General features: G+C 71.7%; 14 protein-coding genes. 6 read left to right on the forward strand and 8 right to left on the reverse strand.

Annotated features, from left to right (window positions below; all coding sequences use genetic code 11):
• Positions 1 to 7: 7 nt before the first annotated feature.
• The 4 genes from ACF068_RS00695 to ACF068_RS00710 form a co-directional block, all read right to left on the reverse strand.
• Positions 8 to 1,978, reverse strand: coding sequence for a galactose oxidase-like domain-containing protein (locus ACF068_RS00695; RefSeq protein WP_392271967.1), 1,971 nt, complete (start codon positions 1,976 to 1,978; stop codon positions 8 to 10).
• 3 nt (positions 1,979 to 1,981) lie between these two features.
• The gene (locus ACF068_RS00700; protein ID WP_392271968.1) at positions 1,982 to 3,775 is read right to left on the reverse strand and encodes a glycosyltransferase family 2 protein; all 1,794 of its coding nucleotides are present in this window, start codon (positions 3,773 to 3,775) and stop codon (positions 1,982 to 1,984) included.
• Positions 3,776 to 3,934: 159 nt separating this feature from the next.
• Positions 3,935 to 4,228: an MTH1187 family thiamine-binding protein gene (locus tag ACF068_RS00705; RefSeq protein WP_392271969.1), complete on the reverse strand. Its 294-nt coding sequence runs from the start codon at positions 4,226 to 4,228 to the stop codon at positions 3,935 to 3,937.
• Positions 4,225 to 4,569 carry a DUF3817 domain-containing protein gene (locus ACF068_RS00710; protein WP_392271970.1) on the reverse strand — a complete coding sequence of 115 codons (345 nt, stop codon included), beginning with the start codon at positions 4,567 to 4,569 and terminating at the stop codon, positions 4,225 to 4,227. Before ACF068_RS00710 ends, ACF068_RS00705 begins: the two co-directional genes overlap by 4 nt.
• Before the next feature lie 174 nt (positions 4,570 to 4,743).
• Between ACF068_RS00710 and ACF068_RS00715 the strand changes: the two genes are divergently transcribed.
• The 4 genes from ACF068_RS00715 (at position 4,744) to ACF068_RS00730 (ending at position 7,416) form a co-directional block, all read left to right on the forward strand.
• A complete protein-coding gene (locus ACF068_RS00715; protein ID WP_392271971.1) occupies positions 4,744 to 5,382 on the forward strand; it encodes an AIM24 family protein in 639 nt (212 codons plus the stop codon).
• Positions 5,382 to 6,032 carry an AIM24 family protein gene (locus tag ACF068_RS00720; RefSeq protein ID WP_392271972.1) on the forward strand — a complete coding sequence of 217 codons (651 nt, stop codon included), beginning with the start codon at positions 5,382 to 5,384 and terminating at the stop codon, positions 6,030 to 6,032. Before ACF068_RS00715 ends, ACF068_RS00720 begins: the two co-directional genes overlap by 1 nt.
• A complete protein-coding gene (locus ACF068_RS00725; RefSeq protein WP_392271973.1) occupies positions 6,029 to 6,802 on the forward strand; it encodes an AIM24 family protein in 774 nt (257 codons plus the stop codon). The genes ACF068_RS00720 and ACF068_RS00725 overlap by 4 nt, the downstream gene beginning before the upstream one ends.
• Positions 6,803 to 6,939: 137 nt before the next feature.
• A complete protein-coding gene (locus ACF068_RS00730; protein WP_392271974.1) occupies positions 6,940 to 7,416 on the forward strand; it encodes a MarR family winged helix-turn-helix transcriptional regulator in 477 nt (158 codons plus the stop codon).
• A gap of 3 nt (positions 7,417 to 7,419) precedes the next feature.
• Here ACF068_RS00730 and ACF068_RS00735 read toward each other — a convergent pair whose 3' ends face one another.
• Together ACF068_RS00735 and ACF068_RS00740 are read right to left on the reverse strand one after the other, a co-directional pair.
• A complete protein-coding gene (locus tag ACF068_RS00735; protein WP_392271975.1) occupies positions 7,420 to 8,775 on the reverse strand; it encodes an ATP-binding protein in 1,356 nt (451 codons plus the stop codon).
• On the reverse strand, positions 8,772 to 9,431 hold the full coding sequence (locus ACF068_RS00740; RefSeq protein ID WP_392271976.1) for a response regulator transcription factor: 660 nt from the start codon (positions 9,429 to 9,431) through the stop codon (positions 8,772 to 8,774). The genes ACF068_RS00735 and ACF068_RS00740 overlap by 4 nt, the downstream gene beginning before the upstream one ends.
• Before the next feature lie 117 nt (positions 9,432 to 9,548).
• Here ACF068_RS00740 and ACF068_RS00745 point away from each other — a divergent pair, with 117 nt between their 5' ends.
• Positions 9,549 to 9,833 (forward strand): PepSY domain-containing protein, encoded by a 285-nt coding sequence (locus ACF068_RS00745; protein ID WP_392271977.1) that lies wholly within the window; start codon positions 9,549 to 9,551, stop codon positions 9,831 to 9,833.
• A gap of 99 nt (positions 9,834 to 9,932) precedes the next feature.
• Here ACF068_RS00745 and meaB read toward each other — a convergent pair whose 3' ends face one another.
• On the reverse strand, positions 9,933 to 10,889 hold the full coding sequence (meaB, locus tag ACF068_RS00750; protein WP_392272666.1) for a methylmalonyl Co-A mutase-associated GTPase MeaB: 957 nt from the start codon (positions 10,887 to 10,889) through the stop codon (positions 9,933 to 9,935).
• Positions 10,890 to 10,905: 16 nt separating this feature from the next.
• Positions 10,906 to 12,114, reverse strand: coding sequence for an acetyl-CoA C-acetyltransferase (locus tag ACF068_RS00755; protein WP_392271978.1), 1,209 nt, complete (start codon positions 12,112 to 12,114; stop codon positions 10,906 to 10,908).
• 138 nt (positions 12,115 to 12,252) lie between these two features.
• Between ACF068_RS00755 and mce the strand changes: the two genes are divergently transcribed.
• Complete coding sequence (mce, locus tag ACF068_RS00760) at positions 12,253 to 12,705, forward strand: methylmalonyl-CoA epimerase (protein WP_392271979.1); 453 nt, start codon at positions 12,253 to 12,255, stop codon at positions 12,703 to 12,705.
• Positions 12,706 to 12,766: the final 61 nt, after the last annotated feature.

Genomic DNA, 12,766 nt, shown 5'->3' on the forward strand with positions numbered 1-12,766 from the left:
GGGCCGGTCAGGGGGACGTCCGGCCCACCCGGACCCACTTGGCCACCGACGGGCGCCCGTCCTTGTCGACCGCGAAGAGCATGTACCAGCCGGGCGGCACCAGGGTCGGGTCCAGCGGGGCCGTGACCGTGATGGCGTCCTTGCTCCTGGTGAGGCCGAGCGCGATGGAACGCTGCTCCACGTCCGTCGTGTGCGTCACCGCGCTGGGCCGCATCAGCCGGGCCTTGACGATGCGGGCGGCGTCCTTGGTGCGGAAGGTGGCCCGGCCGTTGCGGTCGAGTTCCCCGGGGCCCTCGTCCAGCACCGGCCGGCGGTCGGCGCCCGGTCCGTACAGGTAGGGCGGGGCGAACACCTCCACGCGCTGTTCGAAGGTGCCCAGCTTGGTGTTGTCCTTGTCGTTGAACAGCGGGTCCGAGCCGAACGTCGCCACCCGGCCGTCGGGCAGCAGCAGCGCCTCCGAGTGGTAGTTGCGGCCGACCGTGGGCTCGGCCGCCTCCCGGAAGGAGTCGGTCGCCGGCTCGTAGAACTGCGCCTTGAGGATGTCGCTGCCGCTGCGGCCGCGGTACTTCTCGGAGCCGCCGGTCGTGAAGACGGTGTCGTCCGGCAGGAGCACGCTGCTCAGGTAGCGGGTGCCCTGGGGCAGGGACGCGCCCGTGCGGAACGCCGGCCTGGCGGCCTTGAGGTCGATCAGCGCGGTGCGGGGGGTGGACAGCTCCGACTCGCCGACCCCGCCGCCGCCGAGCACCATCAGCTTCTGGTCCTGGGCGGGCGGCAGCAGCAGGGAGGCGGAGGTTTCGAGCTGGTCGGGGTCGGTGATGTCCCGGATGGGCTGGAAGGTGTTCTTCCGCAGGTCCCACAGGCCGGGTACGCGGCCCTTCTCGGCGGGCCCGTAACCGGCGTTGGAGCCGGTGTAGAAGAGCTTGCCGCCCTGGGTGAGGAAGAGGGCCGGGTAGGTGGGGAAGTAGCGGAAGGGCCCCTTGGTCCACTTCTTCGTCCTCGGGTCGTAGATCTCGTTGTCGCCGGGTACGACGTCCCCCACGTCGTTGAGGCCGGAGACGGCGAGCACCCGGCCGTCCTGGAGGGTCACCAGGGTGGGGTACCAGCGGGCGTCCTTCATGGGGGCGACGGGCACGTACTTCTCGGCCTTCGGGTCGAACTCGTACGCCGCCTTGATGCCCTGGAAGTCCTGCTTCTCCGTGGTGAGCCGCTGGGCGATGCCGTAGACGTTGGCCGCGTCCTTGCCCTTGAGGCCGACGACCCGGTACTGGGCGGCCTGGGTGGTCAGGGCCTTGGGGCCCTCCTTCCTGGCCTCCACGAAGACCCGCGCCTCGGCGGCGGTCACCTTGGTCTCCCAGGGCTTCATCTGGCCACTCGTGAAGTACGAGATCTTGAAGTCGCGCTTGGCCTTGGGGACGGTCACGTCGAACTTCGAGACGTACTCGACGCCCGACGGCGAGCGGAAGACGGTGCCCTTCTTGAGGGTGACGGCCTTGTCGGGGCTCTCGTTCTTGACGCGCATCCCGCCGCCGGCGCGCTTCACCTCGCCGTCCAGGACCTCGTAGCGGGCGGTGCCGCCGGCCACCAGGAGGCGGCCGTCGGGGAGCTGGCTGTGGCCCGCGCAGAAGAAGTCCTCCGGGGTCGGGATCTTCTTGAAGGTGTGGGCGACCGGGTCCCACAGGATGGTCTCGAAGGTGCCCGCGTCGAACTTCTTCTGGTTGTTCCCCGAGCCCGCGATCAGGAGCACCTTGCCGGTGTGGAGCAGGGCCGCGTGGATGGCGTTGAGCCGGTAGGCGCCGGGCACGTCGAGCCGCTGCCAGGAGCCGTAGGCGGCCTTGTACCCGGGCTGGGCGATCTTGTACGCGTGGTACTTCTCCTCGGCGAAGGAGAGCGCGGCCGGCGCGTTCAGGCCCGCGAGCAGAACCACCGCTCCTCCGCCGAGCAGGGTCTTCTTGAGCTTCTTCGACGGCCGGTAGGCCATGGGTCAGTTCCCTCCTGTCGTCGTGGCGAACGCGGGCTCGGGGTCGTCCCCGGTCTTCGGCCGGACCGTGACCGCCACCGGCGGGGCGGGCACCGGATCCGGGGCGCGGAGGCGGGCGCGGGCCCGGCGCTCGAGGAGCAGGCCGCCGCCCCAGACGGCGACCGGGGCCAGGGCGATGAGCAGGGCGAGCACCGCCCAGGTGCGCATGGCCGCGTGGGTGTGGCCGAGGACGGCGGAGGCCACGAGGGAGGCGGCGAGCACGGCGGCCCAGTACAGGTGGATACGGAAGGTGGCGGGCCGGTCGGGGCTCGCCTCACCGCCCTTGGGGGTGACGACGAAGCGGCCGTGGGTGCGCAGCAGGGCCGACACCAGGGACTTGAGGTAGATCGGGGCGCAGAGCGCGGACATCGCCATGCCGGCCAGGCCGCCGGACCCCTCCGGTTCGTGGGGGGAGACGTTGTGGCGGCGGTTCCACAGGTAGAGGCCGATCTGGAGGGCGGCGGCGTCGCTGTAGAGCATCAGCCAGACGGACGACGAGACCTGGGTTCCGGAGGCGCCGAGCCAGAGGAACAGCACGCAGGACAGGACGCCGAGGAACCAGTTGACGGCCGTCATCGGGTAGTAGACCAGCATCAGCGTGTAGTTGAGCAGCCGGCCGGGCGGCACCCGGAAGAACGCCTTCCCGTACTGCGTGAAGAGGGTCTCGTACGTACCGCGCGACCAGCGCAGTTGCTGGGTGAAGAAGTCGGTCCAGGAGGCGGGCCCCTCCCCGACCGCGAGGACGTCGGGTGTGTAGACGGACCGCCACAGGTGCCCGGTGCGCGGGTTGGCGGTGCGGTGCAGCTCGAAGCCGGTGGCCATGTCCTCGGTGATGGAGTCGTACAGCCCGCCTATCTGCTTGAGGGCCCGGACGCGCACCACGTTGTTGGTGCCCACGAACATGGGGGCGTGGTAGCGGTTGCCGGCGCGCTGGATGAGGGCGTGGAACAGGAACTGCTGGGACTCGGCGGCCTTGGTGACGGGCGAGGTGTAGTTGCCGTACACCTGGGGGCCGACGACGAAGGCGACGTCGGGGTCGCGGAAGAAGCCGAGGGTCCGCTCCAGGAAGTTCGGCAGCGGGACGTGGTCGGTGTCGACGGAGGCGAAGAAGTCGTAGTCGTCGCCGTGCATCGCGAGCCACGCGTTGTAGTTGCCGTGCTTGGTCCTGGCCTTGTGCGCGCCCGTGGGGCGGTTCCACGCGGGGACCCCGGCCCGGGTGAAGTGGCGTACGCCGAGCTCCCGGCACAGGGCCTTGGCCCGCTCGTCGTCGCCCTCGTCGAGCAGCCACACGTCCAGCCGTCCGTCGTGGGTGACGCGGACGGCGCCTTCGAGGGTGGCGCGGACCATGGAAAGGGGCTCTTTGCCCGGTACGTACGTGGTGAGGAACGCGACGCGGGTGCCCTTCTGCGGCACGACGGGGACCGGGTCGCGGGCGACCATCGTGGCGTGGGCGATGGACACCACGTTGATCAGCATGAAGAGGCAGATGAGCCCGATCGACACCAGCATCACCGCGTCGAACCTGATGAGCCAGCGGTCGCCGCCCTCGCGGGTGGTCCAGTGGGTGGGCCAGACCAGGTACACCAGCACCGCCGCCGAGAGCAGCGGGGCCAGGGTCATGAGCAGGACGGCGCGTATTCGGTGCGGCTCCTGGGAGAGCAGGCTGCGGTACCGGACCTGGTACGCCGTCCGGCCCGGTTCCGTCAGGGGGCCGGCGAGACGGCTGTAGGTGTCGTAGTCGTAGCCATCCGGCCGCACGGTGCCTCCAGCTGTCGAGCGGGTCGCATATCCCCACCAAAGGGGAGAACCAGCGACGTGTCGACCGGAGGCGTCCGAGCGGGCGTTTCTGTGCCGCGCCGGGTGTGAAGCGGCCCGTGCCCCGGCCGGCGCGGGCCGGGAGCACGGGCGGACGCGCGGTCAGGCGGAGAGGTGGCGCTCCACCGTGGCGACCTTGGAGGTCAGGCCGTCCGTGACGCCGGGCCGGATGTCGGCCTTCAGGACCAGCGAGACGCGGGGCGCGCGTGCCTCCACGGCGGCGACGGCGCGCCGGACGACGTCCATGACCTCGTCCCACTCGCCCTCGACGGAGGTGAACATGGCGTCGGTGCGGTGCGGCAGCCCGGACTCGCGGACGACGCGCACGGCGTCGGCGACGTACGCGCCGACCTCCTCGCCGACGCCGAGCGGGGTGACGGAGAAGGCGACGATCACGCGTTCACCGTGCCCTCGCGGCGGGCGCGGGAGGCGATCACCGCGTCGTCGGCGGCGCGCTTGAGCCTGCGGTCCGCGAAGAACCCGCCGAAGGGCAGGACGGAGAGCACGAAGTACAGGGCGGCGGTCTTCGGCTCCCACTTGGTGCGGTTCCAGGCGTCGGCCCAGAACAGCACGTACAGGACGAAGAGCACGCCGTGGACGGCGCCCATGACCGGGACCGCGTTGAACTCCGTCGTGCGCTTCAGCACCGAGCAGACGAGCAGCAGGATGAACGACACGGCCTCCGGGGCGGAGACCAGTCGGAGGCGGTGGAGGGAGGCGGCGGTCTTGATGTCCACGAGGCAGCACCTTCGGCGTCGGTCGGGGGGCGACTGTCGCCCGCGCCCGGATCTTGTGAATCGGTGCACAAGCGACCCGTTCATTGTGACAGGCGGCCGCGCACGCCCCGTATCAGGGTCGGGATCCTCCCCGGGGCCCTGTCTGCCGCCGCGGCCTGCGGTTACCGTCATCGCGTGGCAACGTTCCGACTCCAAGGCAGCAAGGTGCTCGCCGTCGACATGACCGGCGACGCCGTCAAAGCGAAGAACGGCTCGATGGTCGCCTACGACGGCCGGATGGCGTTCAAGAAGATGTCCGGCGGCGGTGAGGGCCTCCGCGGGATGGTGACCCGCCGGCTCACCGGCGAGCAGATGGAGATGATGGAGGTGAAGGGGGAGGGCACCTGCTTCTTCGCCGACCGGGCGTCCGAGATCAACCTGGTCTCGCTGTACGGCGACAAGCTGTACGTCGAGTCCAGCAACCTGCTGTGCGCCGACGCCTCCCTGCGCACCGGCACCAGCTTCACCGGGCTGCGCGGCGGGGCGACCGGGACCGGGCTGTTCACCACCACGGTCGAGGGCACCGGACAGGCCGCGATCATGTCCGACGGGCCGGCCGTGGTGCTGCGCGTGACGCCGCAGTACCCGCTGTCGGTGGACCCCGGCGCCTACGTGGCGCACCAGGGCAACCTCCAGCAGAACTTCCAGTCCGGTGTGACCTTCCGCACACTGCTGGGCGAGGGTGGCGGCGAGGCGTTCCAGATCCGCTTCGAGGGCGACGGCCTGGTCTACGTCCAGCCGAGCGAGCGCAACACGATCGGAGGGGACGTCTGATGCCGTTCCGCGAGGTCAATTCGAAGATGGTCGAGGCGACGATCTCCCCCGGACAGAAGATGTTCAGCCAGCGTGGCGCGATGCTGGCCTACCGGGGCGAGGTCACTTTCACGCCGAACATGGCCGGTGGCCAGGGCGGCGTGATGTCGATGATCGGCCGCCGGGTCGCCGACGAGGCAGCCCCCCTGATGACGGTGGAGGGCAGCGGCACGGTGATGTTCGGGCACGGCGGCCACCACATCCAGGTCATCACCCTCACCGGCGAGACCCTGTACGTCGAGGCGGACCGCCTGCTGGCCTTCGACGGCACCCTCCAGCAGGGCACGATGTTCATGGGCTCCCAGGGCGGCGTCATGGGCATGGTGCGCGGCCAGGTGACCGGCCAGGGCCTGTTCACCACGACGCTCAAGGGCCACGGCGCGGTCGCCGTGATGGCCCACGGCGGAGTGATCGAACTGCCCATCACCCCGAACCGTCCGGTGCACGTGGACCCGCAGGCCTACGTCGCCCACCACGGCGACGTCCGCAACAAACTGTCCACCGCCCTCGGCTGGCGCGACATGGTGGGACGCGGCTCCGGCGAGGCCTTCCAGCTCGAGCTGAGCGGCAACGGTGCGGTGTACGTCCAGGCGTCGGAGGAGAAGCTGTGAGCACGCCCGTCATTCACGACCCCATGACCCTGCCGAGCGACGACAACGTCAACGCGTACACCTTCTGCGTGGAGCTCAAGGGCTCCCAGTGGTTCCTCCAGAAGGGCAAGATGATCGCCTATTACGGGCGCATCGACTTCAACGGCATCGGCCACGGGGGCCTGGACCGGCTCGTCCGCTCCAGCTTCCACTCCCCGCTGCACGCGAGCGACTGGGTGGTGGCGGAGGGCAGCGGCAAGATGCTGCTCGCGGACCGCGCGTTCGACGTGAACTCCTTCGACCTCGACGACGGCAACCTCACGATCCGCGCCGGCAATCTTCTCGCCTACCAGCCCTCCCTGGCACTGAAGCAGTCGATCGTGCCGGGCTTCCTGACCCTCATCGGCACGGGGAAGTTCGTGGCCGCGTCGAACGGCCCGGTGGTGTTCATGGAGCCGCCCCTGCGCGTGGACCCGCAGGCCCTGGTCGGCTGGGCCGACTGCCCCTCCCCCTGCCACCACTACGACCACGGCTACATGACCGGGGTGATGGGCGGGCTGCGGGCGCTGACCGGGCTCGGCGGGGCGTCGGGCGAGGAGCACCAGTTCGAGTTCGTCGGCGCCGGGACGGTACTGCTCCAGTCGACGGAGGCCCTGATGGCGGAGCAGGCGACGGGCGCGGTGCCGCACGAGCCGGGCGTCCCCGGGGCGGGATCCGGCCACGTCCGGCCCGGTTCCGCACCGCGCCTTCCCGGACAGCTGGGGGACCTCCAGCGTCGCTTCGGGCTGTGAGCGGTAGTCTGCGGAGTGTGACGCCCTCGAACGTCTGCACCCTTGACCCGGTGCGGCCGCGAGGACGGGGGGCCGGCGTGCCCGGCGTCACCGACCCTCAATCGTCCAGAATTCAACTTCTTAGGTAGAATCCATATATGGAGACCGAGACGGCCACCAACTGGCTGACCGACGACGAGCAGTGCGCCTGGCGCACCTATCTGGACGTCAACAGGCTGCTGACGTACCAGCTGGAAAAGGACCTCCAGCCATTCGGCCTGACCATCAACGACTACGAGATCCTGGTCAACCTGTCGGAGGCGCCCGACCACCGCCTCCGCATGAGCGACCTGGCCGCCGCGACGCTCCAGTCCAAGAGCCGGCTCTCCCACCAGATCACCCGGATGGAGAACGCGGGGCTGGTACGCCGGGAGAACTGCGAGTCCGACCGGCGCGGGCTGTACGCGGTGCTGACCGAGCAGGGCATGGACACCATGCGGAACGTGGCCCCGCACCACGTCGACTCGGTGCGCAGGCACTTCATCGACCTGCTGAGCCCCGAGGCCCTGGCCGACCTCCGCAAGGCCCTCACCCCGATCGCCGAACAGCTCCGGGGCCTGCGCGGCAAACCGTAGGGCTCACGCCGCCGGCAGCCGCAGTTCGAACAGCGCGCCGCCCGACGCGGCCCGCCCCACCGTCAGCGTCCCGCCGTGACGCACCGCCACGTCGCGGGCGATGGCCAGCCCCAGGCCGGCACCGCCCTCGTCACGGCTCCGCGCGTCGTCGAGACGGACGAACCGTTCGAAGACCCGCTCCCGCTCGGGCTCCGGCACGCCGGCCCCGTCGTCCGCGACGGTGAGCACGACGTGCCGGCCCGCGCGGCGCACGGTCACCCACACGGCCGTCCCGGCGTGCCGCTGCGCGTTGTCCAGCAGGTTGCCCAGCACCCGCGCGAGCTGCCCGCGCGACCCGCCGGCCTCGGCCTCCTCCGCCTCGATCCGCACCGGCACCCGGTCGCCCGTGCGCTGGGCGACCTCCTGCCGCACCAGGGCCGCCAGATCGACCCGCCCCCGGCCGGGCCGCTCCCCGGCGTCCAGCCGGGCCAGCAGCAGCAGGTCGGCGGCGAGCCGCTGGAGCCGTACGGTGTCGGCCACCGCCCCCGGCAGGTCCAGCAGCTCCGGGTGCGCCGCGCCCACCTCAAGCTGGGTGCGCAGGCTGGCGACGGGGCTGCGCAGCTCGTGCGACGCGTCGGCGACGAACCGCCGCTGGCGCTCCACGCTCGCCTCCAGCGCCGCCAGCGTCTCGTTGGTCGTCCGCGCCAGCCGGGCCACCTCGTCGCGCGTCGCCGGGACCGGGACCCGGCGCGACAGGTCCTCCGACCCGGTGATCGCCGCCATCTCCCGCCGGATGCCCTCGACGGGCTTCAGCGCCCGCCGCGTCACCAGCCAGGTCACGCCCGCCACCACCAACAGCAGCGGCACCAGCGCGGCGAGCATCGCGTCCCGTACGCCGGCGACCGTCGCCTCCTCCGCGGCGAGCGGCGCCCCCGCGTGGACGGTCACCCCGCCGACCTCCACGGCGGCGAAGCGGTACGTCGCCGTCCCGCCGTCGACCGTGACCTCGCCCGTCGCGTGGTCCACGTCCTCCGACACCTCGCCCCGGGTGCCGGCGGCACCGCCCGCGACGGCCCTGGTGCCGGGGCTGCCCGTCCCCTCGATGCGCTCGACGTCCTCCCCGACGGCGACGACCCGCCCGTCCCCGTCGACCACCTGCACCGGGTGCTCCTCGGTGTCGTCGGGCAGGTCCAGCCGGCGGTAGGGCGTACCGGCGGCGATCTGCGACGCGACCGATCGCGCCGTCACCTCGGCCTGGAGCCCGGCCTGGTCCACCAGGTTCCCCCGCAGCACCCCCAGCAGGGCCGCCCCCGCCACCACCAGGGCCAGCGCGACCACGAGCGTCGCGCCCAGCGCGGTGCGCGCGCGTACGGACCTCACGGCCGCTCCAGCCGGTACCCGGCGCCGCGCACCGTCGTGATGACCCCGGGCCCCAGCTTGCGCCGCAGGGTGCTGACGTACACCTCGACGATGTTCGGGTCGCCGTCGTACGCGAAGTCCCACACGTGCTCCAGGACCTCCGTCTTCGCGACCACCTCCCCCGCCCGCGAGACCAGGTGCTCCAGCACGGCGAACTCCTTCGCGGTGAGGGCCACCTCCTCCTCCCCCATCCGCACCCGCCGGCCGGCCGTGTCCACCCGCAGCGCCCCGGCCGCCAGCACCGGGGACGCGCTCCCCCCGCGCCGCCGCAGCAGCGCCCGCACCCGCGCCACCAGCACCACGTACGAGAACGGTTTGGTCAGGTAGTCGTCGGCGCCCGTGTCGAGCCCCTCGGCCTCGTCGTACTCGCCGTCCTTGGCCGTGAGCATCAGGATCGGCACCTCGTGCCCGGCGGCCCGCAGCGCCCCGCACACGCGGTACCCGTTCATGCCGGGCAGCATGATGTCCAGCACGACCAGGTCGTACGCGCCGGTCCCCGCCCGGTGCAGGCCCTCCCGGCCGTCGTGCACCACGTCCACGGCGAAGCCCTCGGCCCGCAGCCCCGCCGCGAGCGACAGGGCGAGCCGCCTCTCGTCCTCCACGATCAACAGGCGCATGCGCCCAGGGTCCCAAACGGAAGCTGAAGAACCCTTCAGCCGCCTTCAGGCCCCCTTCAGCGCGCCGGCGGCACGGTGGGTGCCGTACCGATCGCACCACCCATCGGAGGACCTTCCATGAAGCGCAACGTCATCATCGCCACGGTCACGGCGGCGGCCCTGCTCACGGGCGGCACGGCGGCCGCGTTCGCCGCCACGTCGGACGACGACGCCCCGGTGCAGCGCCCGGCCGTCACGGCCGAGCAGGCCCTCAAGGCGGTCGCCGCCCACGGCACGGTCGTGTCCCTGGAGCTGGACGACGACGGGCGGTCCTGGGACGTCGAGCTCGTCACGAAGGACGGCGGGACGCGGGACTGGACGGTCGACGGAAAGGGCGAGGCCAAGCCCGACCCCACGGACTGACCCGGCCGGGGCGGCGCCCCCGGAAGGGACGCCGCCCCGGTTCCGTCGTGCCCACCGCCCGGGCAGGCCACCGCACGGGCGTGCCCGGGGCGGGCGGGGTCAGTGGCCGGTGAGGCCGGCGACGAGTTCGTCGGCGGCGGCGTACGGGTCCAGGTCGCCCGCCACGATGCGCTCCGAGAGCGCGTCCAGCCGCCGGTCCCCGTGGAGGTCGCCGATCCGCTCGCGCAGGGCGGTGACCGCGATGGTCTCCACCTCGTGCGCCGCCCGCGCCCGCCGCCGTTCCGCGAGGACGCCCCGTTCCTCCATCCACGCGCGGTGCTTCTCCAGCGCCTCCACGACCTCGTCGACGCCCTCGCCCCGCGCCGCGACCGTCTTCACGATCGGCGGCCGCCAGTCGCCCGGCCCGCGCGACTCGCCGAGCCCGAGCATGTGGTTCAGCTCGCGCGCGGTCGCGTCGGCGCCGTCCCGGTCGGCCTTGTTGACGACGTACACGTCGCCGATCTCCAGGATGCCCGCCTTGGCGGCCTGGATGCCGTCGCCCATCCCGGGGGCGAGCAGCACCACGGAGGTGTCGGCCTGGGAGGCGATCTCGACCTCCGACTGCCCGACGCCCACCGTCTCCACGAGCACCACGTCGCACCCGGCCGCGTCGAGCACCCGGATGGCCTGCGGGGCGGCCCAGGCGAGCCCGCCGAGGTGCCCGCGCGTGGCCATCGAGCGGATGTACACGCCCGGGTCCGAGGCGTGCTCGGACATCCGCACCCGGTCGCCGAGCAGCGCGCCGCCGCTGAACGGCGAGGACGGGTCGACGGCGAGGACGCCGACCCGCTTGCCGGCCCGCCGGTACGCGCTGACCAGCGCCGACGTCGAGGTCGACTTGCCGACGCCGGGCGAGCCGGTGAGGCCCACCACATAGGCGTTGCCCGCGAGCGGTGCCAGCGCCGCCATCACCTCACGGAGCTGCGGGGACGCCCCCTCCACGAGCGAGATCAGCCGGGCCACGGCGCGCGGCCGGCCCTCCCGTGCCTGGGCGACCAGTGCGGGGACGTCCACCATCACTTACACAGCTCCCTTACTTGCCGTTGCCGGGGACGCGGAGGATGAGCGCGTCGCCCTGGCCGCCGCCGCCGCACAGCGCCGCCGCGCCGACGCCGCCACCGCGCCGCTTGAGCTCCAGCGCGAGGTGGAGGACGACACGGGCGCCGGACATGCCGATCGGGTGCCCGAGCGCGATGGCGCCACCGTTGACGTTCACCTTTTCCGGGGAAACCCCGAGGTCCTTCATTGACTGCACGGCGACGGCCGCGAACGCCTCGTTGATCTCGATGAGGTCGAGGTCGGCGACGTCCAGCCCGTCCTTCGCCAGCGCGTGCCGGATGGCGTTCGACGGCTGGGACTGGAGCGAGTTGTCCGGCCCGGCCACGTTGCCGTGGGCGCCGATCTCGGCGATCCACTCCAGACCGAGCTCCTCGGCCTTGGCCTTGCTCATCACCACGACGGCGGCCGCGCCGTCGGAGATCTGCGACGAGGTGCCGGCGGTGATCGTGCCGTCCTTGGCGAAGGCCGGGCGGAGCTTGCCCAGGGACTCCACCGTGGTCTCGGGCCGGATGCCCTCGTCCTTGCTGAAGACGACCGGCTCGCCCTTGCGCTGCGGGATCTCGACCGGGGTGATCTCGGCCTCGAACAGGCCGTTCTTCTGCGCGGCGGCGGCCCGCTGGTGGGACAGCGCGGCGATCTCGTCCTGCGCCTCGCGGGCGATGCCCAGGCGGGTGTTGTGCTTCTCCGTGGACTCGCCCATGGCGATGTTCTCGAAGGAGTCGGTGAGGCCGTCGTACGCCATGGCGTCGATCATCTCGATCGCACCGTACTTGTAGCCCTCGCGGGACTTGGGCAGCAGGTGCGGCGCGTTGGTCATGGACTCCTGACCGCCGGCGACGACCACGTCGAACTCACCGGCGCGGATCAGCTGGTCCGCGAGGGCGATGGCGTCGAGGCCCGAGAGACACACCTTGTTGATGGTGAGGGCGGGCACGTTCATGGGGATGCCGGCCTTGACGGCGGCCTGGCGGGCGGGGATCTGGCCGGCCCCGGCCTGGAGCACCTGGCCCATGATCACGTACTGCACCTGGTCGCCGCCGATGCCGGCCCGGTCCAGCGCGGCCTTGATGGCGAAGCCGCCGAGGTCGGCGCCCGAGAAGGTCTTCAGCGAGCCGAGCAGACGGCCCATGGGCGTGCGTGCGCCCGCGACGATGACTGAGGTGGTACCGGTCGTTCCAGACATGAGGCACGGCCCCTTGGATGTGGAGTGTGAACGAGGGTTTACCGCCAATGTACTGAGCGGTACGTGTCCTGGTCACCGGCCAGCCAGTGTGATGGCGCGCACGTTGCGTAACCACCTCCGGAGCGCTGCACTGGTGCCATGCTGACGCGAATCGACCACATCGGGATCGCCTGTTTCGACCTCGACAAGACCGTTGAGTTCTACCGTGCCACGTACGGCTTCGAGGTGTTCCACACCGAGGTCAACGAGGAGCAGGGGGTCCGTGAGGCCATGCTCAAGATCAACGAGACGTCCGACGGGGGTGCCTCCTACCTCCAGCTCCTGGAGCCCACCCGGGAGGACTCCGCCGTGGGCAAGTGGCTGGCCAAGAACGGCGAGGGGGTCCACCACATCGCCTTCGGCACCGCCGACGTGGACGGCGACGCCGCGGCGATCCGTGAGAAGGGTGTGCGGGTCCTGTACGACGAGCCCCGCATCGGCTCCATGGGATCGCGCATCACGTTCCTGCACCCCAAGGACTGCCACGGCGTCCTCACGGAACTGGTGACCTCGGCCGAGCCGTCCGCCGGGACGTCCTCGGTGGAGCACTGACCTCCGGATTCCTGGCCCGGTAGAGTGGGCGGCTCCGGGCCGGGGCCGGATCGGGGCCGTG

Origin of the sequence: Streptomyces sp. NPDC016309, assembly GCF_043077235.1 — a bacterium.
Lineage (GTDB): Bacteria > Actinomycetota > Actinomycetes > Streptomycetales > Streptomycetaceae > Streptomyces.